Source organism: Plantibacter sp. ME-Dv--P-122b, assembly GCF_030209375.1.
Taxonomy (GTDB): Bacteria; Actinomycetota; Actinomycetes; order Actinomycetales; family Microbacteriaceae; genus Plantibacter.
Genome location: NZ_JARVSC010000003.1, coordinates 783,419 through 806,707 on the forward strand (window position 1 = coordinate 783,419; position 23,289 = coordinate 806,707).

A 23,289-nucleotide genomic window follows, 5' to 3' on the forward strand; every position below is an offset into this window, starting at 1 on the left:
AGCTCCTTCGCTCAGACGGTGACGGCCTGCTGGGCGTAGAGGGTCGCGTACACGCCGCCGGCCGCGAGGAGCTCCTGGTGGGTGCCGCGCTCCACGACGCGCCCACGGTCGAGGACGAAGATGACGTCGGCGTGCACGATGGTCGAGAGGCGGTGGGCGATCGACACCGTGGTGCGTCCGCGGGTCGCGTCGTCGAGAGCCACTTGGACGACCCGTTCGGAGATGGTGTCGAGGGCGCTCGTGGCCTCGTCGAGGATGAGCACCTCCGGGTCCTTCAGCAGCACGCGCGCGATGGCGATGCGCTGCTTCTCGCCGCCGGACAACCGGTAGCCGCGTTCGCCGACGAGCGTGTCGTAGCCGTCCTCGAAACGCATGATCGTCTCGTGGATGTTCGCCGCGCGGCAGGCGGTCTCGAGTTCGTCGAGGGTCGCGTCGGGCTTCGCGTAGCGGAGGTTCTCCGCGATCGTCGCGTGGAAGAGGTAGGTCTCCTGGCTGACGATGCCGATGCGGGAGACGAGGGACTCCTGCGTGACGTCGCGGACGTCGGCGCCCGCCACCATGACCCGGCCACCCGACACCTCCTGGAAGCGCGGGATGAGGTAGGAGATGGTCGTCTTGCCTGCTCCCGACGGTCCGACGAATGCGGCGAACTGTCCGGGTTCGATCGTGAAGGAGACACCGTCGAGGGTGGGGGTCGAGTCGTCCTGGGCGTCGGCGTAGCGGAAGGTGACGTCGTCGAAGCGGATCTGCGGTGCGACGCTCGGGAGCGGTGCGGCGCCGGGGCGGTCGGCGATGGCGGGCTTGAGGTCGAGGTACTCGAAGATCCGCGCGAAGAGGGCGCCCGAGGTCTGCAGGTCGAGGGCGACGCGCATGACGCCCATGAGCGGGAACAGCAGGCGGGCCTGGATGGTGGTGAAGGCCACGATCGAGCCGGCGGTGACGTCCGCCGCGCCGCCGGTGATGAGCCAGCCGGCGACCAGGTACACGATCGCTGGGATGGACGACAGGAAGATGTTCACCATCGCGAAGAACCACTGACCACTCATCGCCTGGCTGACCTGGAGGCGGATCTGGGTGCGGTTCTCGGCGCTGTAGCGCTCGACCTCGGTGTCCTGGCGGTTGAAGCTCTTCGCGAGGAGCACGCCGGAGACGCTCAGCGCCTCCTGGGTGATCGCGGTCATCTCCGACAGCGACTCCTGCGTCTTCGTCGCGATCCGCGCTCGGACCTGACCGACGCGGCGCTGCGCGATCACGAGGATCGGCATGAGGATGAGGGCGACGATCGTCAGCTGCCAGTTGAGGATGAGCATGGCGACGAGCGCGGAGATGACCGTCACGGTGTTGCCGAGCACGCTCGACACGGTGTTGGTGAGGACGTTCGCGACGCCGCCGACGTCGTTCTGGAGGCGCGACTGGATGATGCCCGTCTTCGTGCGGGTGAAGAAGCTCAGTTCCATCGCCTGCAATTGCGAGAACAGCTTGATGCGCAGGGCACCCATGACACTGTTGCCGACGGTCGCCGTGAGGTAGGTCTGCCAGACGCCGAGGAGGGCGGCGATGATGAACAGCGCCACCATCGCGCCGACGATCTCCGCGAGCGCGACGAGGTTCGGACTGCCACCGTCGGTCGGGAACAGGCCGACGTCGAACGCCTGCTTGACCAGCAGCGGAGGGAGCACCGCGAGGGCGGCACCGATGACGACGAGCACCATCGTGAGGATGATCTTCGCGCGGAACGGCACGAACAGCGCGACGATGCGCTTGCCGAGGTTCGGGATCCTCGGCGCCTCCGCGTTGAGCGCCTTCTGCGCCGCCATGTCGCCACCGCTGACGCGGCTGCCCGCGCGGGGCCCGCCACCCCCGGGTGCACCGCCGCGTGGCCCGCCCCGTCCGCCGTGCATGCTCATCCCGCCACCCTATCCCCGCCCACCCTCCTCCCCCTCCCCTGTCCCCGTCCCGCGGTTCACAACTCAGGAGCGGCTCGGCGTTTCGCCTCCGTTCGTGTGCCTGCGGGCCGACACGCCGTCCCCGATCCTGAGTTGTGAACCGACACGAGCGTGCTCCACAACCGGTCGAACCGGTCATCCGTGCACATCGGCGCAGGCGTGCGTCATCGCGACCGATGCGACACGACGACGCTGGAGCGATGATCGGACTCACGACCGCCGTCGAGCACCTGGGGCAGGTGGCGACTCGACGTGAACTGATCGACCACGGGTTCACTGGGCGACAGCTGACGTTTGCAGTGGCGGCAGGACTCCTCGTCCGACCACGCCGCGGCTGGTACGCAACACCCGCCGCAGATCCCGCGTTGATCAGGGCCGTCCGGGTGGGCGGGCGACTGGGCTGCGTTTCGGCCGCGGAGCGTTATGGCTGGGCCGTTGCACGGAGAGGCGAGGTGCATGTGAGTCTCACTGAGAACGCCTCACGACTCCGCCATCCCGATGACCGGACGACCTACCCCAGTGGCGAGGAGTTCCGCGACCTGCAGGGTCTCGTTCTCCACTGGCACTCGCCCCTCTCCAGAGATGACCGGCCGAAGCTCCTGACCTCGCCGTACGAGACCACCCTGCAGATTGCGGCTTGCCAGCATCCCGACCTCGCTGTCGCCGCATTCGACTCCTTCATCAACGTCGATCCACGCGGCGCAGCTCATCTCGAGGACTGGCTGCTGGACCTCCCCCGCCGGTTCTTCGACGCCCTCCCCCGGCGAGAGAGCGGCTGCCACAGCTTCCTCGAGACCATCGGCCGGATCCGCCTCGAGCGCGCGGGCATCCGCGGAGTCCACCAGGTGTTCGTCGAGGGGGTGGGACGGGTCGACCTCGTCCTGGCTGGACGGATCGTCATCGAGTGGGACGGACGTGAGTTCCATGACACACCCGATGCTCACGAGCAGGACCGCTGGCGGGACGCGATGCTGGCGATCCGCGGGTACCGAGTCCTCCGGTTCACCTACCGGATGGTCATGGACGACTGGTACGCCGTCGAAGGAGCCATTCGTTCGGCTCTCGCCGAAACGTGACCTCGACTGGTCGTTCGATGCGCCGCTGTTCTCGGTTCACAATTCAGGACGTCCACGGAGTGTCGCGTCCACAACCCGGTTGATCGGCCGTGGCGCGCCGAGGCTCTCCTGAATTGCGAACACCGCCGTCGGACTCCCCCACCTGTCTCCGTGTTCACAATTCAGGACGTACCCGGCGAGCCCAGACCGTGTAGCCCGGTGGCAGGTCCGACACGCCGAGACTCGCCTGAATTGTGAACAAAACGAACGACCGGCGGGCGCACGGACGCCCCGGGAGCGTGAGCTCCCGGGGCGTGCGCGCACCGACGACGCTGTCGATCGGAGGATCGAACCGCGTGTCGGGTCAGCCCTTCGTCGAACCGGCCAGGAGCCCGCGGACGAAGTACCGCTGCAGCGCGAAGAACACGACGAGCGGGACGAGGATCGAGATGAACGCGCCGGCCGTGAGCAGGTGCCACTCGTTGCCACGCGTACCGGTGATCTCCGCCAGCAGCTTCGTGATCGGCGCGACCTCGCCGTCCGCGAAGATGAGCGCGACGAGCAGGTCGTTCCACACCCACAGGAACTGGAAGATCGCGAACGATGCGATTGCGGGCATCGTCAGCGGCAGCACGATCCGGAAGAAGATCTGACCGTGACCGGCGCCGTCCACGCGTGCCGCTTCGATGACCTCGCCGGGGATCTCCGCGACGAAGTTGTGCAGCAGGAAGATCGCCAGCGGCAGCGCGAACATGGTGTGGGCGATCCACACCTGGGCGAAGGTGCCGCTCGCGTCCAGGCCCTCGCCGACCTGCAGACCGAAGATGTTCAGTCCACGGGAGAACGTCGACAGCAGCGGGACGAGCGCCATCTGGATCGGCACCACCTGCAGCGCAAACACGAGGATGAACAGGAAGTTCTTGCCGCGGAAGTCGATCCACGCGAACGCGTACGCCGCGAGGCTCGCCACCACCAGCGGGATCAGCGTCGCCGGGACCGCGATGGCGATCGAGTTGACCCACGAGCCCGCGAGGTTCAGTGTCGAGTTGCCGGCCTGCAGCACCTGCACGTAGTTGTCGATGGTGACCTGGAAGTCGGAGAAGATCGTCCACCAACCGGTGGTCTTCACCTGCTGCTCGGGCCGGAACGAGGAGACGAAGAGACCGAAGGTCGGGATCGTCCACAGCACCGCGATGACGACGGCCGCGATGGTCGCGCCACGGCTCGTGAGCCGCTTCTTCGTCCGTCGGCTCGCGGCCTCGATGCCGCGTTCACCCTTCGCGAGCTGTTCCTTCGTCGAGTCGTCGATCGGTAGTTCGATCGGCTGCACAGCACTCATCGGATCTCCCTCTGCTTCTTGATCTGCCGTGCGTTGTAGATGACGATCGGCAGCACGAGGATGAACAGGATCACGGCGAACGCCGCACTCCGGCCGTTCTCGAAGTTCTTGAACTGGGTGTACATCTCATTCGCGATGACCGAGGTGCCGTTGTTGCCGGCGGTCATGGTGCGGACGATGTCGAAGACCTTCAGCGACGCGATGGAGATCGTCGTGACGACGACGACCAGCGAGGAGCGGATGCCGGGGACGATGACGTTGGTGAAGCGCTGCCAGCCGTTCGTGCCGTCGAGCTCGGCGGCCTCGATCTGCTCGGTGGGGACACCCTTGATCGCGGCGGACAGGACGACCATCGCGAATCCGGTCTGCACCCAGATGAGCACGACGATGAGGAACAGCGTGTTCCACGGCTCGTTCTGCAACCACTGCACCGGAGTGCCGCCGAACCACACGACGATCTGGTTGAGCAGACCGATCTGGGTCGCATCGGCCTCACGGTAGGCGTAGATGAAGCGCCAGATGATCGATGCGCCCACGAAGGAGATCGCCATCGGCATGAAGACGAGGATCTTGAAGTACTTCTCACCGCGGGACTTGTCGATGAACACGGCGTAGGCGAGGCCGAAGGCCGTCGACAGCGCCGGGACGAGCAGCACCCAGATGATCGTGTTGATCACGGTGCGGATCGCACTCGGCTGCGTGAACAGCCAGATGAAGTTGTTCAGGCCGACGAAGTTCTTGCCGGACGCCGACATGAAGGCGGCGATCGTCGTGTTGATCGACGGCAGGATGAGGCCGATCAGGAGGAGCAGGAACGCCGGTGCGAGGAAGCCGACGAGCTGCACGAGGTAGCCGACGCCCTTCTTCGAGCGGTAGTCGAGGAGGAACAACACGCCACCGAGGACGGCGGCGACGGCTGCGGCCCACAGGAACGAGCCGAAGAAGAGGACGACCACGACGGGCACCAGGACGCAGAACGCCAGACGGATGACCGTGTAGAGGGTGCCCTTGCGTGGCGCGATGTCCACGAAGAAGAGGAGGAGGGCCACCACCGCGCCGAAGGCGATGACGACGATCGGGATCTGGGCGAGCGGTGGCAGTCCGCCCAACCAGTTGAGGAAACCTGACATAGCTGGCCTTTCGAGTACGGCGTTGGACCCTGAGTGAACCCTAGGGGGTTCCACTGCCGAGGCGGAAGCGCCGGAGGGTGGTGATCACCCTCCAGCGCTCCCGCTCACGAGCAGCAGTTCCGGATATCGATTACTCGCTGGAGGGCCAGCCGGCTTCGATGTCCTTGAGGACCTGGTCGGTCTCGTCGCCGTTGATCCAGTTCACGAGGCCCTTCCAGAAGGTTCCGGCACCGACGGCACCGGGCATCAGGTCGGAGGCGTCGAAGCGGAACGTGGTGTCCTTGTCCTGCAGGATCTCGATCGCCTGGCTGAGGATCGGGGTCGAGGCGTTCGCCGGGTCGAGGCCGTTGTTGGCGGAGATGACGCCGCCGAGCTTGACCCGCTTGTTCGCCCACTCAGGGCTCGAGAGGTACTCCTGGACCTTGACGGTGCTCTCGTCGTCGCTGAACGCGCCGACGATCTCGCCACCGCCGGTGACAGCGGTCTCGCCTTCCTTGATGCCGGGGGTCACGAAGGCCCACACGTCACCGTCGGGGGCGACGGTCGCGCCGGCGTCCTCGAGGAAGCCGGAGAAGAACGACGCCTGGTGGTGCAGTGCGCAGGCACCGGAGGCGAGCGCCGGAGCGACGTCACCGAACTCGGTCGAGTTGATCGAGGACACGTCGCCGAAGCTCGCGTTCACGTACTCCGGGTTCTTGAGGATCTCGCCGACCGAGTCGAACGCTTCCTTGATCTTCGGGTCGGTGAACTTGACCTTGTTGGCCACCCAGTCGTCGTAGACGTCCGGGCCCTGCTGGCGCAGGACGAGGTCTTCGATCCAGTCGGTGCCGGGCCAGCCCGAGGCGTCGCCGGAGCCGAAGCCGGCGCACCAGGGTGCGGAACCAGTCTTCTCCTGGATGGTCTTGGTCAGTGTGAGCAGCTCGTCCCAGGTCTTCGGGACCTCGACGCCCCACTCCTTGAACTTGGCCGGCTGGTACCAGACGAGGCCCTTGACGCTCGCCATGAGCGGAGCGCCGTAGACGGTGTCGTTGACGGTGCCGTAGGCGGCCCAGTCCTTCGACCAGTACTTCTCGATGTTCGCCTTGACGCTGTCGGGCGCGGGCTTCAGGTAGTCGCGCTTGGCGAGGTCGGCCAGGAGGCCGGGCTGCGGGAAGATCGCGAGGTCGGGCGGGTTACCACCCTGGGCGCGGATACCGATCTGCGACTCGAACTCCTTGGAGGACTCGTACTTGATCGTGATGCCGCTGTCCTTCTCGAAGTCGGCCCAGCTCTCCTCGAGCAGCTTCGCCTCGGTGTCGGCGATCGTCCCGTAGATGGTGACGGTCTTGTCGTCGTCGCCACCGCCGCTGCTGCCCGATCCGCCTGAACAAGCGGTGAGCGCGACGCCCGCGACGGCCAGGACGGCCAGCGGCAGGGCCGCTCGGCGGGTCCGAATGAAACTCATCTGTGTCCTCCTCATTGAGTGCTGCAGGTTCGAACGTCTCCAGGGTCGAGCCGTTCCGATGATGCACTGGTGCGGAATCGGTCCGGATGCGGAACCGTTTCCATGCGTCAAAGTACTTCACCCGGCGACAGGATGCAAGCACGAGAACATAACGAAATAGACAGTGAGAGCGCTCCCACCGAAATCATGTGGCCGGGCGGACCATTCGTGTTCCAGATGTTATGGATCAGTTCCAGTCGGCAGTTCCAGGTCTGTTCCAGATTCGCTATGGTGGTGCTACCCAACGGAGGGAGTCGGCATGAGTGGTGCCATCAGTGATGTCGCGGCCCTCGCCGGCGTCTCGAAAGCGACGGCCTCGCGAGCGCTCACCGGGCGCGGATACGTGTCGGCCGAGACCCGGGAACGGGTCGTGCAGGCCGCGGCCACGATCGGGTACGTCGCTTCGCCCATCGCCGCGAGCCTGTCCACCGGACGCACGCTGGCCATCGGCGTCCTCACCTCGTTCCTCAACCGCTGGTACTTCGGCGAGGTCCTGGAAGGCGCCGAGGGCGCCCTCCGTGCGCGGGGCTACGACCTGACGCTCCACCATCTGCCGCCCGACTCCCCGGAACGCGACCGCATCTTCGACTCGTACCTCACGAACAAGCGCTTCGACGGCATGATCTCGATCGGGATCGAGGCCTCGCAGGACGAGATCGCACGTCTGCTCGCCAACCCCCGTCCGCTGGTGTCGATCGGCGGCAACATCCGCGGGGCTCACTCCATCAACATCGACGACCAGGCGCTCGGCCGCGAGGCGACGGAACACCTCATCACCCTCGGCCACACGCGCATCGCCCACATCACCGGTCACGACGCCGAATTGCAGACGGACACCGTGCACGGCAGGCGGTTGGCCGGATACCTGGCGGCGATGGAGGAGGCGGGGCTCACCTCGGCCGTGCACGTCCTGCCCGCGGTCCACTCGTTGCCGGGCGGATACGAGGCCGCCGCGCAGCTGCTGCGGGACGCACGGATCCGCCCGACGGCGGTGTTCGCCTCGACGGACGAGGTGGCGATCGGCATCGTCATCGCGGCACGCCGCCTCGGGATCACCGTTCCTGCGGAGCTGTCGGTCATCGGGATCGACGGGCACTCCTACGCGGAGATGTTCGCACTGACCACCTTCGAGCAGGAGCCCCGCGCGCAGGGGCGACGTGCCGTCGAGATCCTCCTCCAGGACCTCGAGGACGAGCAACGCGCGCAGGCCCCGGACGCCGGGGACTCGGGCAGCAGCGTCTCGGAGGTGCACTGGCCGACCCGCCTGGTGATCCGACAGACCACGACGCGACCCGAATCCATCGAGTGACGACCTCCCTGCCGCACACCCCCGCCACGGTTCGCCAGCGCGGTGCGCTGACGCGAGCGCGCCCCACTGACGCGAGCGCGGGCCCCTGGAGGGTGGCGCTCGCGTCAGTGGGGCGCGGTGACCGGTCGGATCAGCTCGCGTCGGCTGCGGTGATCGCGATGGCCTCGTCGAGCTCGCTCTCCACCGGGCCGTCGACGCGGGCGAGGTGCTTGCGCCCGAGGACGACGATGAGGACCGCGATGATGAGCGAGCCTGCGGCGACGTAGTAGGGCGCGGCGGGCGAGAGGAGCTTCGCGATCTCGGCGGCGGCCGGCGGCGCGATGGCCCCACCGAGGAACCGCACCGACGAGTAGGCCGAGGATGCGACGTTGCTCGGCAGGTCCGTCGCCTCCATGACCGACTCGGTCAGCACCGTGTTCATGACGCCGAGCAGGAGTCCGCCGACGACGATGCAGACGATGAGGCCGGCGGTGGACTGCACGAGGAGTCCGGCGGCGACCAGGTCCAGCGCGAGCAGCGGCAGGACCAGCTTGATCACCGAAGTGCGACGCATCCGAGCCGTGAGCAGCGGCGCGACGAACACGCTCGTGATCGCCAGCGCGACACCCCACCCGAAGAAGGTGAACCCGAGCCCCATCGCGTCGAGGCCGAGCGGGAACGGCGAGTACGCGAGGAGCGTGAAGAAGCCGATGTTGTAGAACAGGGCGGCTGCCGCGAGGATGCCGAGCGACGGGATCGCCAACGCCTTGAACGGTGCGGACAGCTTGAGCGGCGCGGGCTTCGGACCCTCGGTCTTCAGCAGGGTGACGATCGCGATGAACCCCACGGCCATGAGGGTCGCCGTGCCGAAGAACGGCCACTTCCAACCGATGCCACCGAGGAGACCACCGAGCAGCGGACCGATCGCGATACCGAGCCCGAGTGCCGCCTCGTACAGGATGATCGCGTTGGCGCGGCCGCCCGCTGCGGCTCCGACGATCGTGGCGAGTGCCGTCGAGATGAAGAGCGCGTTGCCGAGGCCCCAGCCGGCACGGAAGCCGATGACGGCACCGACCGAGTCGGACAGGCCTGCGAGGAGCGCGAACAGGACGACGAGCGCGAGTCCGATGAGGAGCGTGCGCTTGGCGCCGATCCGGCTCGACAGCCAGCTCGTGAACAGCATGGCCACACCGGTGACGAGCAGGTAGCTCGTGAAGAGCATCTCGGCCTGGGTCGGCGTCGCCTGGAGGTCTTCGGCGATCGCGGGCAGGATCGGGTCGACGAGGCCGATCCCCATGAAGGCGATGACGCTCGCGAAGGCGACCGCCCACACGGCCTTCGGTTGGTGGAGGATGCCGCCGAGCCCGGCACCGTGGCCGTGGCTCGATGCCGTGGGCGTGGAGGACGTGCGTGCGCCGGTGTCGGCGCTCATGCCGTCAGCTCCGAGGCGACCTCGACGGCCACACGGGCCTGGATGATCTCGACCGTCCTGGCGATCGCGGCGAGGTCGTCGTCCTCGAGGTCGGTGAAGGCCGGCTCCAGGGCGTCGGTCAGCTCGTCGCGCCAGGCGAGGAGAGCGGCCGTCCCTTTCGGCGCGATGGCGATGAGCCACGCGCGGTGGTCGTCGACGTCGGCGATCCGCTTGATCCAGTCGCGCTCGTCGAGGCTCTGCACGAGCTTCGTCATCGTGGGTTGGGACACCCGGCTCTGGCGGGCCAGTTCGCCGACCCGGACGGGGCCGACCGTGGTGAGCACGGAGAGCGTGCGCCAGACGGCGGGCGATTCGGAGGATCCGGTGGCCTGGGCGGCAAGGCGGGTGAGCCGGTGCGATGCCGTGATGAGGTCGCCGAGGATGGTGTGCAGGGATGAATGCGTGCGGTTCTCGGTCATGATCCACCCAGTATACATAGCCTGGCTATGCACTTGCACACTCGGTCCGATGATCACAATTCAGGAGGCTCCCGGCGCGTCGGCACCGGGAACCTCCCGCAGGGCGGGACTCGCCCATGCGGTCCTGAACTGTGAACCGGGTCAGCGCATCCAGGTGGTGAAGGACTGGCTGACCCGCGGATCGGGCGGGTGGGCGTCGCTCGCCCGTTCCGACTCGGTGCAGGCGGATGCGAGCTGGGCTCGGATCCAGGTGATGGTTGCACGCCAGCGTGCGTGGGTGTTCATGGTGGTGGGTTCTCCCGATTCGGGCACCGCACCGACGGCCAACTCTCACCGGGAGCGGGACGACGACGCGGATACCTGCGTGAACCGTCGACGAACGTCGTCGACGGGTGCAGAGCATCCGCGTCCGTGTGGAGCGACGCGACGAATCGCAGGCCCTCCGGTTAACTGACGGAGGGCACCGCTCCCGAACGAATCGGGGGCGATGCCCTCCGATCACGGATGTCTCTGCCGAGTGCATGCAGCACTCGTCTCAGGAAGATCCGCGATCGTCAGCGGCGAACGAACGGAGTCGGTCGCCAGCCCAGTGGTTGTCCCCCGCAGGGGACCGACTACTTGAGCGTGACGGTGGCGCCGGCAGCCTCGAGGGCTTCCTTCGCCTTGTCAGCGGCTTCCTTGTTGGCGCCTTCGAGGACGGCAGCCGGAGCGCCGTCGACGAGAGCCTTGGCCTCGCCGAGGCCGAGCGAGGTGAGCTCGCGGACCGTCTTGATGACCTGGATCTTCTTGTCGCCAGCAGCCTCGAGGATGACGTCGAAGTCGGACTTCTCCTCGACCTCTTCAGCAGCAGCGCCGCCGGCAGCAGCCGGGCCGGCAACGGCGACGGGAGCAGCAGCGGTGACCTCGAAGGTCTCCTCGAACAGCTTGACGAACTCGCTGAGCTCGATGAGCGTGAGCTCCTTGAACGCGTTGATCAGTTCTTCGTTTGACAGCTTTGCCATGATTGTTCTCCTTGTTTCATGCCCTGCAGCCGCTTCACGCGGCGTACAGATACGGGGTTGATGGTTCGCGGAACCGAATTACTCGGCCGCGGACTCCTGCTTCTCGCGCAGCGCCTCGACCGTGCGAACGGCCTTCGAGAGCGGTGCGTTGAAGAGGTAGGCAGCTCCGAACAGCGAGGCCTTGACGGCGCCGGCAAGCTTTGCCAGCAGCACTTCACGGGACTCGAGGTCGGCGAGCTTGCGCACCTCGTCAGCGGTCAGCGGGTTACCGTCGAAGTAACCGCCCTTGACCACGAGGAGAGGGTTTGCCTTGGCGAAGTCACGAAGAGCCTTCGCGACGGCGACTGGGTCACCGTGCACGAATGCGATCGCGGACGGACCGGCGAGCTCGTCGTCGAACGACGAGATGCCGGCGTTGTTCGCCGCGATCTTGGTCAGCGTGTTCTTCACCACGGCGTAGGTTGCGTCCGCACTGATGCTCTTGCGCAGGTTCTTGAGCTGAGCAACAGTGAGGCCGCGGTACTCGGTCAGCAGAACGGCGGTCGAGCTCTGGAACTTCTCCGTGAGTTCGGCAACCGAGGCTTCCTTGTTCGCCATGGCCACTCCTTTTCGAATCTTGAATGCATGCAGCGGAGGCCGCACACACCAACCGCCGGGCCGGTGAAGGGTTCGGGCATGAAAAAAGCTCCGGCGCAAGCGCACGGAGCTGGGGAGAGGCGAGCCTCGATCAGATCTTCATACACCTGCGCTGGACGTCTCGTCATGAGAACCTTCGATTGTCTCGTTTGCACGCGACAATGACCGGCGGTCTTTGGTTTCGACAACCATAGCACACCCCCGGCCCTGTTCCGACAGGCGTGCACCGGGCGCTCACGACCATACGACCGGATGTCCGAGGCGACGGGCACCATGGAGCCATGATCCAGACGCTCGCCATCTCCGGCTACCGGTCCATCCGAGACACCGTGCTGCCGCTGCACGGCCTCGACGTCGTGACGGGCGCGAACGGCACCGGCAAGTCCAACCTCTACCGGGCACTCCGACTCCTCGCGAGTGCGGGCGACGGCGATGTCGTCGGATCCCTCGCGCGCGACGGCGGACTCTCCTCGACGCTCTGGGCCGGCCCCGAGCACGTGAGTCGGGCCATGGTCGACGGCTCCGTCCCGGTCCAGGGCACGCGCCGCTCGGGTCCGATCGGCCTGCGACTCGGGTTCGCGACGGACACGCTCGGCTATCTCATCGACCTCGGGATCCCGCAACCGTCCACGACGCTGTTCGGCCGCGACCCCGAGATCAAGCGGGAGCAGATCTTCGCCGGCGCACTGGCCAAACCGAGCAGCCTCCTCGTCGACCGGCACGGTCCGGCGGTCCGCGTCCGCGACGGCTCCTGGCGTCCGATCGGTCGAACGCTCGGCAGCTCGGAGAGCATCCTCACCGAGTTCTCGGACGCCGACGCGACGCCCGAGGTCCTCCGTGTGCGCGGCCAGGTGCGCGGCTGGCGGTTCTACGACCAGTTCCGGACCGACCGCGAGGCCCCCGCACGTGCGCCGCAGGTCGGCACGAGGACGCCGATCCTCGGCCACGACGGCGCGGACCTCGCCGCCGCGGTGCAGACGATCATCGAGTCCGGCGGACGGGACCGGCTCGACGCCGCCGTCGACGACGCGTTCCCCGGCAGCGTGCTGCGCGTGCGCGCCGACGACGGGGTGTTCCGACTGGAGCTCGAACAGCCCGGGATGCTCCGTCCGCTCTCGGCCGGCGAGCTGTCCGACGGCACGCTCCGCTACCTGCTGCTCGTCGCGGCGCTCCTCACGCCTCGCCCGCCCGAGCTCATGGTGCTGAACGAGCCGGAGACGAGCCTGCACGGCGACCTCCTGCCGCAGCTCGCCCGGCTCATCACGGCGGCGAGCGCCGATACCCAGCTCGTGGTCGTCTCCCACGCCCGCCCGCTCATCGAGGCCATGCTCGACGCCGGCGAGGTGCACGAGCACCGGCTGGTGAAGCGACTCGGCGAGACGACCGTCCAGGATCAGGGCCTGCTGTCGACGCCGCCGTGGGCCTGGCCGTCGCGGTGAGTGTCCGGCCCCGGTGACCGCCGTCTAGGCGCGGTCGGCCTGCTTGCCCAGGTAGCGGTCCGAACCGTAGCTGAGGATGAAGAAGCCGATCAGCTGGAACAGGATGAGCCCGAAGATCCGGAACACCGTGCTCTTGTCGAACTGCTTGCCGATGTGCCATCCGACGATCCAACCGAACACGATGTTCACGAGCGGGATGAAGTAGAGGATGGTCGCCGCTCCCGTGAAGCCGGCGAGCTTCACGACGACGTACCAGTTGTAGATCGGGATGATCGCGGTCCAGCCGGAGCGGCCCGACTTCTCGAACATCCCCCAGACGGACGCGACGAACAGGGCGTAGCCGATGATGCCGCCGAACACGTTGGCGGGGGCGTTCATGAACTCGATGGCGGCACGACCGTTGTCGTCGGCGGCGAGCAGGATGGTGTCGAACACGGTGGTGGCGCTCCTTGTCGTCATCGCGGTCGACCGACCGCCTCATCCGACGAATGTAGCGTGCGGGTCACGCCCCGGACCAGCGGGTGTCCCTCGGACGCTCAGACGGCCCGGGCGGTTCGGGCGGCGTGCACGAACGACCGGATGAGCTCCGGCGACTTCACTCCGCGCGATGACTCGACCCCGCTGGACACGTCGACCCCCCATGGGCGGAGTTCCGCGACGAGGCCCTGGACGTTCTCCGGGGTGAGCCCGCCGGCGAGGATCCAGGTGCGGGTGGGTGGGTTCGCCACCAGGGCGATCGTGTCGAAGGTCTTCCCGGCTCCCGGGTCCGGTGCATCGAGGAGCAGCAGCTCCTCGGCGTAGGCGGCGCGCTCGGCGGCGTTCTCGGAGGCGTAGTGCACCGCCGAGGTCGCCCGGAGCGTCCGCCACCCCATGGCCTGCAGCTCGTGGAAGGCCTCGGGTGGTTCGTCGCCGTGGAGCTGGACGGCCTGCACACCAGCGGCACCGGCGATCCGCGAGACCTCCTCGACGGACTGGCGCCGGAAGACGCCGACCGTGAGGACCGACTCGGGGACGTCGGCGAGCAGCGAGGCGACGCGTTCGGGCTCGACGGTCCGGGGCGACCCCGGCGCGAAGACGAATCCGATCGCGTCGGCGCCGGCGTCGACCGCCGCAGCGACGTCGGATGCCTCGGACAGACCGCACACCTTCACCCACATGGGGACCACGCTACCCGGCCGCACGGATCACTCCGCCGTCGGGACGAGGACGTCCGGGGTGACGACGGCCGGCAGCTCCACGCGGAACACCGTCCGTCCTGGTGCACTCTCGCATCTGACGGTGCCGTGGTGCGCTGTCACGACGGCGTGCACGATCGCGAGCCCGAGGCCGGTGCTCCCCGTGGCCCGGGAGCGGGAGTCGTCACCGCGGACGAAGCGCTCGAAGAGGTTGGGCTGCAGCGCAGGGTCGATGCCGGGGCCGTCGTCCGAGACGGTCAGTACGGCGATCTCGCCCGCAGGACCGCTCTCGACCGCGAGACCCGTCCGCACGGTCGTCCCGGCGGGCGTGTGGGTCCGCGCGTTGGCCAGCAGGTTGACGATCACCTGTTGCAGCCGGGACGCGTCACCCGTGACGAGGACGGGCTCCTCGGGGAAGTCGAGTTCGAACACGTGGTCCGGCCCGGCGACGTGGGCGTCGCCGACGGTGTGGATGACGAGTTCGGTGAGGTCGACGGGGCGCTTCGCGAGTTCGCGTCCCTCGTCCAACCGCGCCAGCAGCAACAGGTCCTCGACGATCGTGGTCATGCGACCGGCCTCGGAGCGGATCCGCCCGAGCGAGTGGGTGACGTCCTCCGGCAGCGCGTCCGACTTCCGGGCGGCGAGTTCCGAGTATCCGGCGATGGACGCCAGCGGGGTCCGGAGCTCGTGGCTCGCGTCCGAGACGAACCGGCGAACCTTGTTCTCGCTCGCCTGCCGCGCGTTCAGCGCGGACGAGACGTGCCCGAGCATGCGGTTGATCGCCGATCCGACGCGTCCGACCTCGGTTCGCGGGTCGGTGTCCGACTCCGGTACCCGGACGGCGAGCGCCACCTCACCGCGGTCGAGGGGCAGCTCGGCGACGACCGCGGCCGTCGCGACGACCCGGTCGAGCGGGCGGAGCGAGTACCGCACGATCGCGAACGCGGCCAGCCCGGCGAGCAGCAGGACCACGACGCTCATGATCGCGATGAGGGTGACGAGCTGCATGACCGTCGAGGTGACCTCGGCGAGCGGGAGCCCGATGATCCTCGTCGCGCCGCTCGCGTCGGTGACGGCGACGACACGATACTCGCCGAGGTGCTCCCCGAGGTCGATGGTCGACGGTCGGTCGCCCGCCGACACCGTGAGGATCATGGCGTCCTGGCTCTCCGTGCACGGGACCGTGCTGCCGTCGGCGTTGAGGTATCCGGCGTTGACGATGGTGCCGTCGACGACGATCGCCCCCAGTGCGCCGGGGCCGAGGCCCGGAGCGCCGATGAAGGCGGGAGGTTCGCGCGTGCCCGAGCCACCGCCGTAGCCGTCCGGGATCGCAGCGTCGGGGATGGATTCCGGCGCGGGGAGTTGACCGTTCCGGCCGTAGTCGACGATCCGCTCCGCGGCCTTCGTGAGCTGGTTGTCGACGCCTTCGGTGAGGAGGCCGCTCACCGCCACCGCGCTCGCGACGCCGACGACGGCGCTGCCGAGGGCGAGGAGGCCGACGACGACGACCATGAGACGTCGACGGAGCGTCCATGGAGCCCGCTTGGGGTGGGTGGAACCGGGGGTCGTCGCTGCCGGGTCGGTGACGGGGGCGCTCGTGGTCACGAACCGACCGTCGGGATCTTCAACATGTAGCCGGCACCGCGCACGGTGTGGATCATGGGCTCGCGTCCGGCGTCGATCTTCTTCCGCAGGTAGGAGATGTAGATCTCGACGACGCTCGCTCGACCACCGAAGTCGTAGCTCCACACCCGGTCGAGGATCTGGGCCTTGCTCAGCACCCGGCGCGGGTTCCGCATGAGGAACCGCAGCAGCTCGAACTCGGTCGCGGTGAGCTCGATGGGCTCGCCGTCGCGCGTCACCTCGTGGCTGTCCTCGTTGAGCACGAGGTCGCCGACCACGATGTCCGGGCCGGACTCGTCCGCGGCCAGCAGGGTCGAGCGGCGGATGAGCCCGCGCAGCCGCGCGACGACCTCCTCGAGGCTGAAGGGTTTCGTCACGTAGTCGTCGCCGCCGGCGGTGAGGCCGGCGATGCGGTCGTCGAGCGAGTCCTTGGCGGTGAGGAACAGCACGGGGACGTCGCTCCCCGAGGTCCGCAGGCGGTTCAGCACCTGCAGTCCGTCCAGGTCGGGCAGCATGATGTCGAGCACGATGGCGTCCGGTCGGAAGTCGCGGGCGGTCGTGAGGGCCTCGCGGCCGTCGGCGGCGGTCCTGATCTCCCAGCCCTCGTAACGCAGGGCCATCTGCAGGAGGTCCGTGAGCGTGGCCTCGTCGTCGACGACGAGCACGCGGACGGCGGTGCCGTCGGCCCGTTTGAGTGCGCTTCGCGCGGCACCGGGCGCCTGGGTCGGGATGTTCACGGGTTCAGTATTGGCCGCCGCCCTATGAGCTGTCTATGAACCGACCAGACGGATGCTGTGCCCTCCCCGAGTCGGCGACGCGCCCGTAGCGGCCTGGGCCGATTCATAGCGTCGCCGAGGCGCAGGCCAAGCGGGCCTCCGTAGCGTCCGGTCCGAGTCATCCGCGACGTGCGGATCGTCGGCGTCGCGCAACGGGGACGCCGGCACGTGCACCAGAGCAGAAGGAAACACAGACATGTTCGGAACGTATCTCCGGCGGGAACTCGTCGGTCGTCGCAAACAGACCATCATCATCGCCATCGGGATGGCGCTCGCCATCGCCCTCGTGATCCTCGTCAATTCGGTCGCTGCCGGCGTGAAGACGGCGCAGGCGTCGGTGCTGGAATCGGTCTACGGGGTCGGAACGGACATCACGGTGAGTCAGGCCGCCGAGGCACCGACGGACGGCGGCGGCCCCGGCCAGAACTTCGACTTCGGGTCGGGCGACGGGTCGACGAGCGACGGGACGACGACCGTCAACCAGTCGCGGCTCGAGGCGGCGCGCGGCACCTCGACCTTCGACGCGACGGCGCTCGGCACGATCACCGACGTCGCCGACGTCGAAGCCGCGGCAGCCACCCTGTCGCTCACGAACACGACCTTCACCGGTGAGCTGCCCGACTTCTCCCAGGCGCAGGGATCCGATGGGGCGGCGGGCGTCCCCGGCGGCGATGCGACCGGTGCGACCCCGCCGCAGGGCGGTCCGGACGGCGCAGGCGGGAGTTCCTTCGGCGTCGACTCCTTCACCGTCCTCGGTCTCGACCCCTCGGGCGACGCCGTCGGTCCGCTCTCGGCCGTCACCCTCAGCGACGGTCGCTCGCTCGCAGCCGACGACGCGGGCACGGACGTCGCCGTCCTCGACGCCTCCTACGCGACCGAGGCCGGGATCGCCACCGGCGACACGATCGACATCGCGGGCACCACGTTCAGCGTGGTCGGCACGGTGACCGCCTCCGGAGCCGACGCCACGACCGCTTCGAACGTCTACATCCCCCTCGACGTCGCGCAGACGCTCGCCGGACTCGACGGCCAGGTCAGCCACGTGTACGTGCAGGCCGCCTCGTCGACCGACATCACACAGGTGCAGACCGACATCGAGGCGGCACTGCCCGACGCGACCGTGAGCACCCAGGAGGACCTCGCGTCCACCGTGTCCGGCTCGCTCGCCTCGGCGTCGACGCTCGTGTCGAACCTCGGAACCTGGCTGTCGCTCATCGTGCTCGCCGCAGCGTTCCTCATCGCGATCCTGTTCACGATCTCCGGAGTCACGCGCCGGACCCGCGAGTTCGGCACGCTCAAGGCGATCGGCTGGAGCAACCGGCGCATCGTCGGCCAGGTCGCGGGTGAATCCGTCGTGCAGTCGCTCATCGGCGGCGCCGTCGGTGTCGCGGTCGGCCTCGTCGGCATCCTCGTCGTGAACCTCGTCGCGCCGACGCTCAGCGCGGCGGCGACGACGACCTCGGCCGATGTCGGTCTCGGCGGCCCCGGAGCTGCCGCCGGCATGCCGTCGGACGTGGCGGCGGGAGCAGCCGGAGGGTTCGGCGGTGCCCCGGGCGCTGCAGCCGCGAGCACCACCGACATCGTCCTCCAGGCCCCCGTGACCGCGTGGATCATCGTCATCGCCGTCGGGATCGCCATCCTCGGCGGGCTGCTCGCCGGTGCCATCGGCGGGTGGCGTGCCTCACGGCTCCGTCCGGCCGAGGCACTCCGCTCCGTCGCCTAGGCGACGCACCAGACGCCGCCGGGTGGTCGTCTCCCCCGCGACCATCCGGCGGCCCCATTCCTCACTCCGACCAGCAGAACGAAGGACCCCATGTACACGATCACCGGCCTCACCAAGCAGTACCGCCAGGCGAAGCGCTCCGTCACCGCGCTCGACGGCGTCGACCTCGAGATCCCCGACGGCCAGCTCGTCGCCATCCAAGGCCCGACCGGCGGCGGCAAGTCGACGCTCCTCCAGATGCTCGGCGCGCTGGACCGACCGACCGCCGGCAGCATCTCCCTCGCCGGCGACGACCTCTCGACGCTCAGCGAGACGAAGCTCGGCAGGATCCGCGCCACGGAGATCGGCTTCGTGTTCCAGGGATTCAACCTCATCCCGACGCTGACGGCACAGGAGAACGTCGAGATGGCCCTCGTCCCGATCGGCACCCCGCGGGCCGAACGCGAGACCAGGGCTCGTGCGGCACTCGCGTCCGTCGGACTCGCGGAGCGCGGTTCGCACCTCCCCACCGAGCTGTCGGGCGGGCAGCAGCAGCGGGTCGCGATCGCCCGTGCGCTCGTCAAGGAGCCCGAGGTGCTGCTCGCCGACGAACCGACCGGCAACCTCGACGAGGAGACCCGCGACGAGATCATGGACCTCCTCGAGGGCCTGTGGCGCGACCGCGGACTCACGGTCGTGGTGGTGACGCACGACACCGCGGTCGCCAAGCGCGCCGAGCGGCGTCTGCACCTCGCGAACGGGAAACTCAAGGACGTCACGACGCGGCGCTGACCGGCCCCTCGGCAGGCTCGGGGAGCGGCTCCCATCCGCTCCTCGAGCCGCCCCACCCCGGTCCCCGAGCCGCCCCTCCCCGGTCCCTGAGCCGCCCCTCCCCGGCCCCTGAGCCTGTCGAAGGGCGACGGGAATACCCCGCCACCGCGATTGGTTGACACTGATCAACTACTTCTCATATAGTTGACGCATATCAACTAGCTGACGTCATCACGATCGCGGAGCCCATGTCACACACCACCTCAACACCCGCCACGCCCGCTCGCGCGGACAACGGCATGACGCATCGCCAGGTGCTCGAGGCCCTCTCCGGCCTCCTCCTCGGCATGTTCGTGTCGATCCTCGCCGGAACCGTCGTCTCCACGTCCCTCCCCCGGATCATCTCCGACCTGAACGGCGACCAGACGGCGTTCACCTGGGTCGTCACGGCCACGTTGCTCGCCACCACCGTCTCGACGCCCATCTGGGGCAAGTTCGCCGACCTCTTCAACCGCAAGCTGCTCATCCAGCTGGCGCTCGGCGTCTTCGTGCTCGGTTCGGCACTCGCCGGCTTCTCGCAGGACACCGGCACGCTCATCGGCTTCCGCGTCCTGCAGGGTCTCGGCGCCGGTGGACTCACGGCGCTCAGCCAGATCATCATGGCCGACATCATCAGCCCGCGCGAGCGTGGCCGGTACATGGGCCTCTTCGGTGCGGTCATGGCGGTCGGCACGGTCGGCGGCCCGCTCTTCGGCGGACTCCTCACCGACTCGCTCGGCTGGCGCTGGAACTTCTTCGTCGGCGTGCCCTTCGCGATCGCGGCGATCTTCCTGCTGCAGCGCACGCTCCACCTCCCGAAGCGGAAGGTGGGCAAGGTCAAGATCGACTACCTGGGCGCCGCTCTCATCGCCGGCGGTGTCTCGCTGCTGCTCATCTGGGTCACCCTGGCGGGGACGCAGTTCGAGTGGGCGAGCTTCACGACGCTCGTCATGGTGGGCATCTCCGTCCTCCTGCTCGCCGCCGCGGTCATCGTCGAGATCAAGGTCGACGAGCCGATCATCCCGATGTCGCTGTTCAAGAACCGCACCTTCACCCTCGCCGTCATCGCGAGCATCTCGGTGGGCGTGGCGATGTTCGGCACCTCGGTGTTCCTCAGCCAGTACATGCAGCTGGCGCGTGGCGCGACGCCGACCGAGTCGGGCCTGCTCACGCTCCCGATGATCGGTGGCCTGCTGATCGCCTCCATCGTGGTCGGACAGTTCATCTCCCGCTTCGGCCACTGGAAGCCGTACCTCATCGTGGGTTCGATCCTCCTCACCGTCGGCCTCTTCCTCATGAGCACGATCCACTACGACACGAACTACGTGCTCGTCTCCGTGTACATGTTCGTCCTCGGCGCCGGCGTCGGCATGGTGATGCAGAACCTCGTGCTCGTGGTCCAGAACGACGTCCTGCCGCAGCAGCTGGGGACGGCGAGCGCCGGTGTCGCGTTCTTCCGCAGCCTCGGCGGCACGATCGGCGTCTCGGTCATGGGCTCGGTGCTCGCGACGAAGGTCACCGACATGCTCGCCGACCGCCAGGACGACCTGCAGGCGGCCATCGTCGCCCTCGGTGCTCCCGGCGCCAAGATCGCCGAGACGCTCTCCAGCGGCACGATCCCGAAGGTGAGCACGCTGCCCGAGTCGGTGCGGACCATCATCGAGTCCGTCTACGGTGACGCGGTGGCCGACATCTTCCTCGTCGCCGCACCGCTCGCGATCCTGACGATCATCGCCGTGATCTTCCTGCCCAACAAGAAGCTCGGGTCGAAGAACGCCGTCCAGCGCATGGCCGAGCAGGGTCCCGCGGAGCCCGCCCTCGTCGGCGCGGCCACCGGGTCCGTCACGACGGCCACCGCGTCCACGTCGACCCAGTCCTTCGCGACCGGCGCGCTCGACGTCGCCGAGGCCATAATCGGTGGCGAGGCGGACACCCGACTCGAGCGAGGACGGGACGAGACCGCCGACACGGACAGCGGCACGGAGGCCGACACGCACAGCCCCCGGCACGGCCGCTAGTCCGTACAATGCGAACGATGTCCATCGATCACGACGCCCAGGCCGGGCCGGCCGCTGCCGACGACGCAGCGGCCGGCACCGCGCACGACCTCGCGATCGGTGCCGTGGAGGAGCAGTTCGCGCTCCTCGTCAACCGCATCCGCAACGGCATCCGCGACCGCGCCGAGCGGATCTCCCCCGGACTCCAGCCGGCCGGCTACAAGTTGCTCAGCATGGTCTCGCGCTCCGGAGCGATCCGCGCCGGTGCCCTGGCCGAGATGCTCGCGACCGACAAGAGCGCGGTGAGTCGCCTCATCCACCAGCTGGAGACGCTCGGCCTCGTGACGAGGACGCCGGACCCCGAGGACGGCCGGGCGAGCCTCGTCGTCGCGACCGCCGAAGGTGAGCGCCGGATGGAGTCGACACGGGCCAGCGACCAGGCGATGCTCTACCAGCAGCTCTCGTCCTGGGACGAGGACGAGGTGCGGCGGCTCGCCGAACTCCTCGCGAAGCTCAACGGCGCCCTCTGACCGGGAGTGCTGTTCACAATTCAGGACGCCCGCGGCGCGTCGCGCCGGCTACCCGTCGCGAGGTCGGAACACGCCGTAGGCGTCCTGAGTTGTGAACGTCACCCTGTCCGGTTCACAACTCAGGACGCCCGCGGCGCGTCGGCGGCTCAGGAGCAAGCCGGCGGGCGACTGGCCGGGGCCGTCCTGAATTGTGAACCGTCAGGGGGCTGAAGGGGCGTCGCGCCAGCTGTGCTTCGGGTCGTACCCGAGGACCTCGCGGGCGTGGTCGATCGACAGCAGCGTCCCGTTGCCGGCGATGTCACCGGTGACGGGGACGTCCGGGAAGACCTCTGCGACGAGCTCGACGTTGTCGCGCGACATGACCGTGTCGGCCGCCGCGATGATGAACCGGTCGAACCCCGTGGCCTGGTGCTCGAGCGCGAGCCGCACGGCTTGGGCGCCGTCACGGCCGTCGATGTAGCCCCAGAGGTTCCACTTGCGGAGGGTGGCGTCGGCGTCGAACGACGGGAACGCCGCGTAGTCGGCCTCGTCCATCACGTTGGAGAAGCGGAGGGCGATGATCTTGAGCTCGGGGTGCCACCGCGTGAGCTCGATCGCCAACTGCTCCTCAAGGTGCTTCGACAGCGAGTACGTCGACTCGGGTCGGGCGGCGTAGGCCTCGTCGACGGGGATGTAGGGCGGCGGGGTGTCGAACGGCAGCCCCAGGACGGTCTCGCTCGACGCCGTGACGATGTTCGTGATGCCGGCCTTGATGGCGGCGTTGAACACGTTGTACGTGCTGAGGATGTTGTTCTGGAAGGTCGCGGTGTTCGTCGAGAGCCCGGGCGCGGGGATGGCGCTCAGGTGGACGACCGCGTCGAACCCGTCCGGCGCCTGCTCGTCGACACCGGTGAGGGCGTCGAACACCTGGCCCGCGTCACGCAGGTCGATGCGGACGAAGCCGTCACCGCGCTCTCCCGCCTGGTCGAGGTTGACCACCAGGTGACCGTGCTCCCGAAGATGGCCGACCACTGTTCGCCCGAGCTTGCCCGAGCCTCCCGTCACTGCGATTCTCATGACGCCATCCTGGTCCATCAACCCGAGATCGTGCGGACGATTGACAACTCCCCCAGGATCCCGCGACCGAAGCGGAATGGTCGACCGCCGGGTCGCGTTGCAGGAGACGTGAAGCTCACCCTGTACACCTCCGCGTTCTGTGCCCCCTGCATGCAGGCTCGCGCCGTCCTGGCCGAGGTCCCGGCGCTCGTGGCCGGCGCCGTCGTCGAGGAACGCGACGTCGCCTTCCGTTCGGCGGAGGCGGAGGCCGACGGCATCCGTTCCACCCCGACGGTCATCATCACCGCCGACGACGGCACCGAGGTGTTCCGCGCGACCGGTGCGCCCACGCTCAACCAGGTGCTCGTCGCGGCGGCGAAGGCGTTGTAGCCCTTCGACAGGCTCAGGGACCGAACAGGCGGCTCAGGGACCGA

Annotated in this window: 22 protein-coding genes; 8 read left to right on the forward strand and 14 right to left on the reverse strand. The window is 68.3% G+C overall.

Annotated elements, in window-relative coordinates:
- Positions 1-11: 11 nt before the first annotated feature.
- Positions 12-1,901, reverse strand: coding sequence for an ABC transporter ATP-binding protein (locus tag QRN19_RS08265; RefSeq protein ID WP_502928138.1), 1,890 nt, complete (start codon positions 1,899-1,901; stop codon positions 12-14).
- A 503-nt stretch (positions 1,902-2,404) separates the two neighbouring features.
- Here QRN19_RS08265 and QRN19_RS08270 point away from each other — a divergent pair.
- Positions 2,405-3,022, forward strand: a complete 618-nt coding sequence (locus QRN19_RS08270) for an endonuclease domain-containing protein (protein WP_285026283.1) — start codon at positions 2,405-2,407, stop codon at positions 3,020-3,022.
- Positions 3,023-3,365: 343 nt separating this feature from the next.
- Here QRN19_RS08270 and QRN19_RS08275 read toward each other — a convergent pair whose 3' ends face one another.
- The 3 genes from QRN19_RS08275 to QRN19_RS08285 all read right to left on the reverse strand — a co-directional run bounded on the left by QRN19_RS08275 (position 3,366) and on the right by QRN19_RS08285 (position 6,914).
- Positions 3,366-4,340, reverse strand: a complete 975-nt coding sequence (locus QRN19_RS08275; protein WP_285026285.1) for a carbohydrate ABC transporter permease — start codon at positions 4,338-4,340, stop codon at positions 3,366-3,368.
- Complete coding sequence (locus QRN19_RS08280; protein ID WP_285026286.1) at positions 4,337-5,470, reverse strand: carbohydrate ABC transporter permease; 1,134 nt, start codon at positions 5,468-5,470, stop codon at positions 4,337-4,339. Before QRN19_RS08280 ends, QRN19_RS08275 begins: the two co-directional genes overlap by 4 nt.
- 130 nt (positions 5,471-5,600) lie before the next feature.
- A complete protein-coding gene (locus tag QRN19_RS08285; RefSeq protein ID WP_285026287.1) occupies positions 5,601-6,914 on the reverse strand; it encodes an ABC transporter substrate-binding protein in 1,314 nt (437 codons plus the stop codon).
- A 298-nt stretch (positions 6,915-7,212) separates the two neighbouring features.
- On the opposite strand from QRN19_RS08285, the gene QRN19_RS08290 reads away from it, so the two are divergent.
- Entirely contained in the window at positions 7,213-8,262 is a 1,050-nt protein-coding gene (locus QRN19_RS08290) for a LacI family DNA-binding transcriptional regulator (RefSeq protein ID WP_285026289.1), read from the forward strand.
- A gap of 130 nt (positions 8,263-8,392) precedes the next feature.
- On the opposite strand, the gene QRN19_RS08295 is transcribed toward QRN19_RS08290, so the two are convergent.
- The 5 genes from QRN19_RS08295 to rplJ all read right to left on the reverse strand — a co-directional run bounded on the left by QRN19_RS08295 (position 8,393) and on the right by rplJ (position 11,729).
- Complete coding sequence (locus QRN19_RS08295; RefSeq protein WP_285026291.1) at positions 8,393-9,673, reverse strand: MFS transporter; 1,281 nt, start codon at positions 9,671-9,673, stop codon at positions 8,393-8,395.
- Complete coding sequence (locus tag QRN19_RS08300; RefSeq protein WP_285026293.1) at positions 9,670-10,131, reverse strand: MarR family winged helix-turn-helix transcriptional regulator; 462 nt, start codon at positions 10,129-10,131, stop codon at positions 9,670-9,672. Before QRN19_RS08300 ends, QRN19_RS08295 begins: the two co-directional genes overlap by 4 nt.
- Positions 10,132-10,272: 141 nt before the next feature.
- The gene (locus tag QRN19_RS08305) at positions 10,273-10,416 is read right to left on the reverse strand and encodes a hypothetical protein (RefSeq protein WP_285026294.1); all 144 of its coding nucleotides are present in this window, start codon (positions 10,414-10,416) and stop codon (positions 10,273-10,275) included.
- Positions 10,417-10,745: 329 nt separating this feature from the next.
- Entirely contained in the window at positions 10,746-11,132 is a 387-nt protein-coding gene (gene rplL, locus QRN19_RS08310; RefSeq protein WP_064294533.1) for a 50S ribosomal protein L7/L12, read from the reverse strand.
- A gap of 78 nt (positions 11,133-11,210) precedes the next feature.
- Positions 11,211-11,729 (reverse strand): 50S ribosomal protein L10, encoded by a 519-nt coding sequence (rplJ, locus tag QRN19_RS08315; protein ID WP_137243886.1) that lies wholly within the window; start codon positions 11,727-11,729, stop codon positions 11,211-11,213.
- A gap of 320 nt (positions 11,730-12,049) precedes the next feature.
- On the opposite strand from rplJ, the gene QRN19_RS08320 reads away from it, so the two are divergent.
- Complete coding sequence (locus tag QRN19_RS08320) at positions 12,050-13,207, forward strand: AAA family ATPase (RefSeq protein ID WP_285026295.1); 1,158 nt, start codon at positions 12,050-12,052, stop codon at positions 13,205-13,207.
- Positions 13,208-13,231: 24 nt separating this feature from the next.
- Here the strand turns inward: QRN19_RS08320 and QRN19_RS08325 are convergent, their stop codons facing one another.
- The 4 genes from QRN19_RS08325 to QRN19_RS08340 all read right to left on the reverse strand — a co-directional run bounded on the left by QRN19_RS08325 (position 13,232) and on the right by QRN19_RS08340 (position 16,742).
- The gene (locus QRN19_RS08325) at positions 13,232-13,642 is read right to left on the reverse strand and encodes a DUF5684 domain-containing protein (protein ID WP_082915920.1); all 411 of its coding nucleotides are present in this window, start codon (positions 13,640-13,642) and stop codon (positions 13,232-13,234) included.
- A gap of 101 nt (positions 13,643-13,743) precedes the next feature.
- A complete protein-coding gene (locus tag QRN19_RS08330) occupies positions 13,744-14,364 on the reverse strand; it encodes a phosphoribosylanthranilate isomerase (RefSeq protein WP_285026298.1) in 621 nt (206 codons plus the stop codon).
- 27 nt (positions 14,365-14,391) lie between these two features.
- Positions 14,392-15,987, reverse strand: coding sequence for a sensor histidine kinase (locus tag QRN19_RS08335; RefSeq protein ID WP_285026299.1), 1,596 nt, complete (start codon positions 15,985-15,987; stop codon positions 14,392-14,394).
- Positions 15,984-16,742 (reverse strand): response regulator transcription factor, encoded by a 759-nt coding sequence (locus tag QRN19_RS08340; protein ID WP_124767343.1) that lies wholly within the window; start codon positions 16,740-16,742, stop codon positions 15,984-15,986. The genes QRN19_RS08335 and QRN19_RS08340 overlap by 4 nt, the downstream gene beginning before the upstream one ends.
- A gap of 235 nt (positions 16,743-16,977) precedes the next feature.
- Between QRN19_RS08340 and QRN19_RS08345 the strand changes: the two genes are divergently transcribed.
- From QRN19_RS08345 to QRN19_RS08360, 4 genes are all read left to right on the forward strand, one after another.
- Positions 16,978-18,504: an ABC transporter permease gene (locus tag QRN19_RS08345; RefSeq protein WP_285026300.1), complete on the forward strand. Its 1,527-nt coding sequence runs from the start codon at positions 16,978-16,980 to the stop codon at positions 18,502-18,504.
- 90 nt (positions 18,505-18,594) lie between these two features.
- Positions 18,595-19,275 carry an ABC transporter ATP-binding protein gene (locus tag QRN19_RS08350; protein ID WP_285026301.1) on the forward strand — a complete coding sequence of 227 codons (681 nt, stop codon included), beginning with the start codon at positions 18,595-18,597 and terminating at the stop codon, positions 19,273-19,275.
- A gap of 227 nt (positions 19,276-19,502) precedes the next feature.
- Complete coding sequence (locus tag QRN19_RS08355) at positions 19,503-21,311, forward strand: MDR family MFS transporter (RefSeq protein ID WP_502928079.1); 1,809 nt, start codon at positions 19,503-19,505, stop codon at positions 21,309-21,311.
- A gap of 17 nt (positions 21,312-21,328) precedes the next feature.
- Positions 21,329-21,820 (forward strand): MarR family winged helix-turn-helix transcriptional regulator, encoded by a 492-nt coding sequence (locus QRN19_RS08360; RefSeq protein WP_285026302.1) that lies wholly within the window; start codon positions 21,329-21,331, stop codon positions 21,818-21,820.
- A gap of 198 nt (positions 21,821-22,018) precedes the next feature.
- Here QRN19_RS08360 and QRN19_RS08365 read toward each other — a convergent pair whose 3' ends face one another.
- Positions 22,019-22,876: an NAD-dependent epimerase/dehydratase family protein gene (locus QRN19_RS08365; protein WP_285026304.1), complete on the reverse strand. Its 858-nt coding sequence runs from the start codon at positions 22,874-22,876 to the stop codon at positions 22,019-22,021.
- A 108-nt stretch (positions 22,877-22,984) separates the two neighbouring features.
- On the opposite strand from QRN19_RS08365, the gene QRN19_RS08370 reads away from it, so the two are divergent.
- Positions 22,985-23,245 carry a thioredoxin domain-containing protein gene (locus tag QRN19_RS08370; RefSeq protein ID WP_064294542.1) on the forward strand — a complete coding sequence of 87 codons (261 nt, stop codon included), beginning with the start codon at positions 22,985-22,987 and terminating at the stop codon, positions 23,243-23,245.
- Positions 23,246-23,289 lie beyond the last annotated feature (44 nt).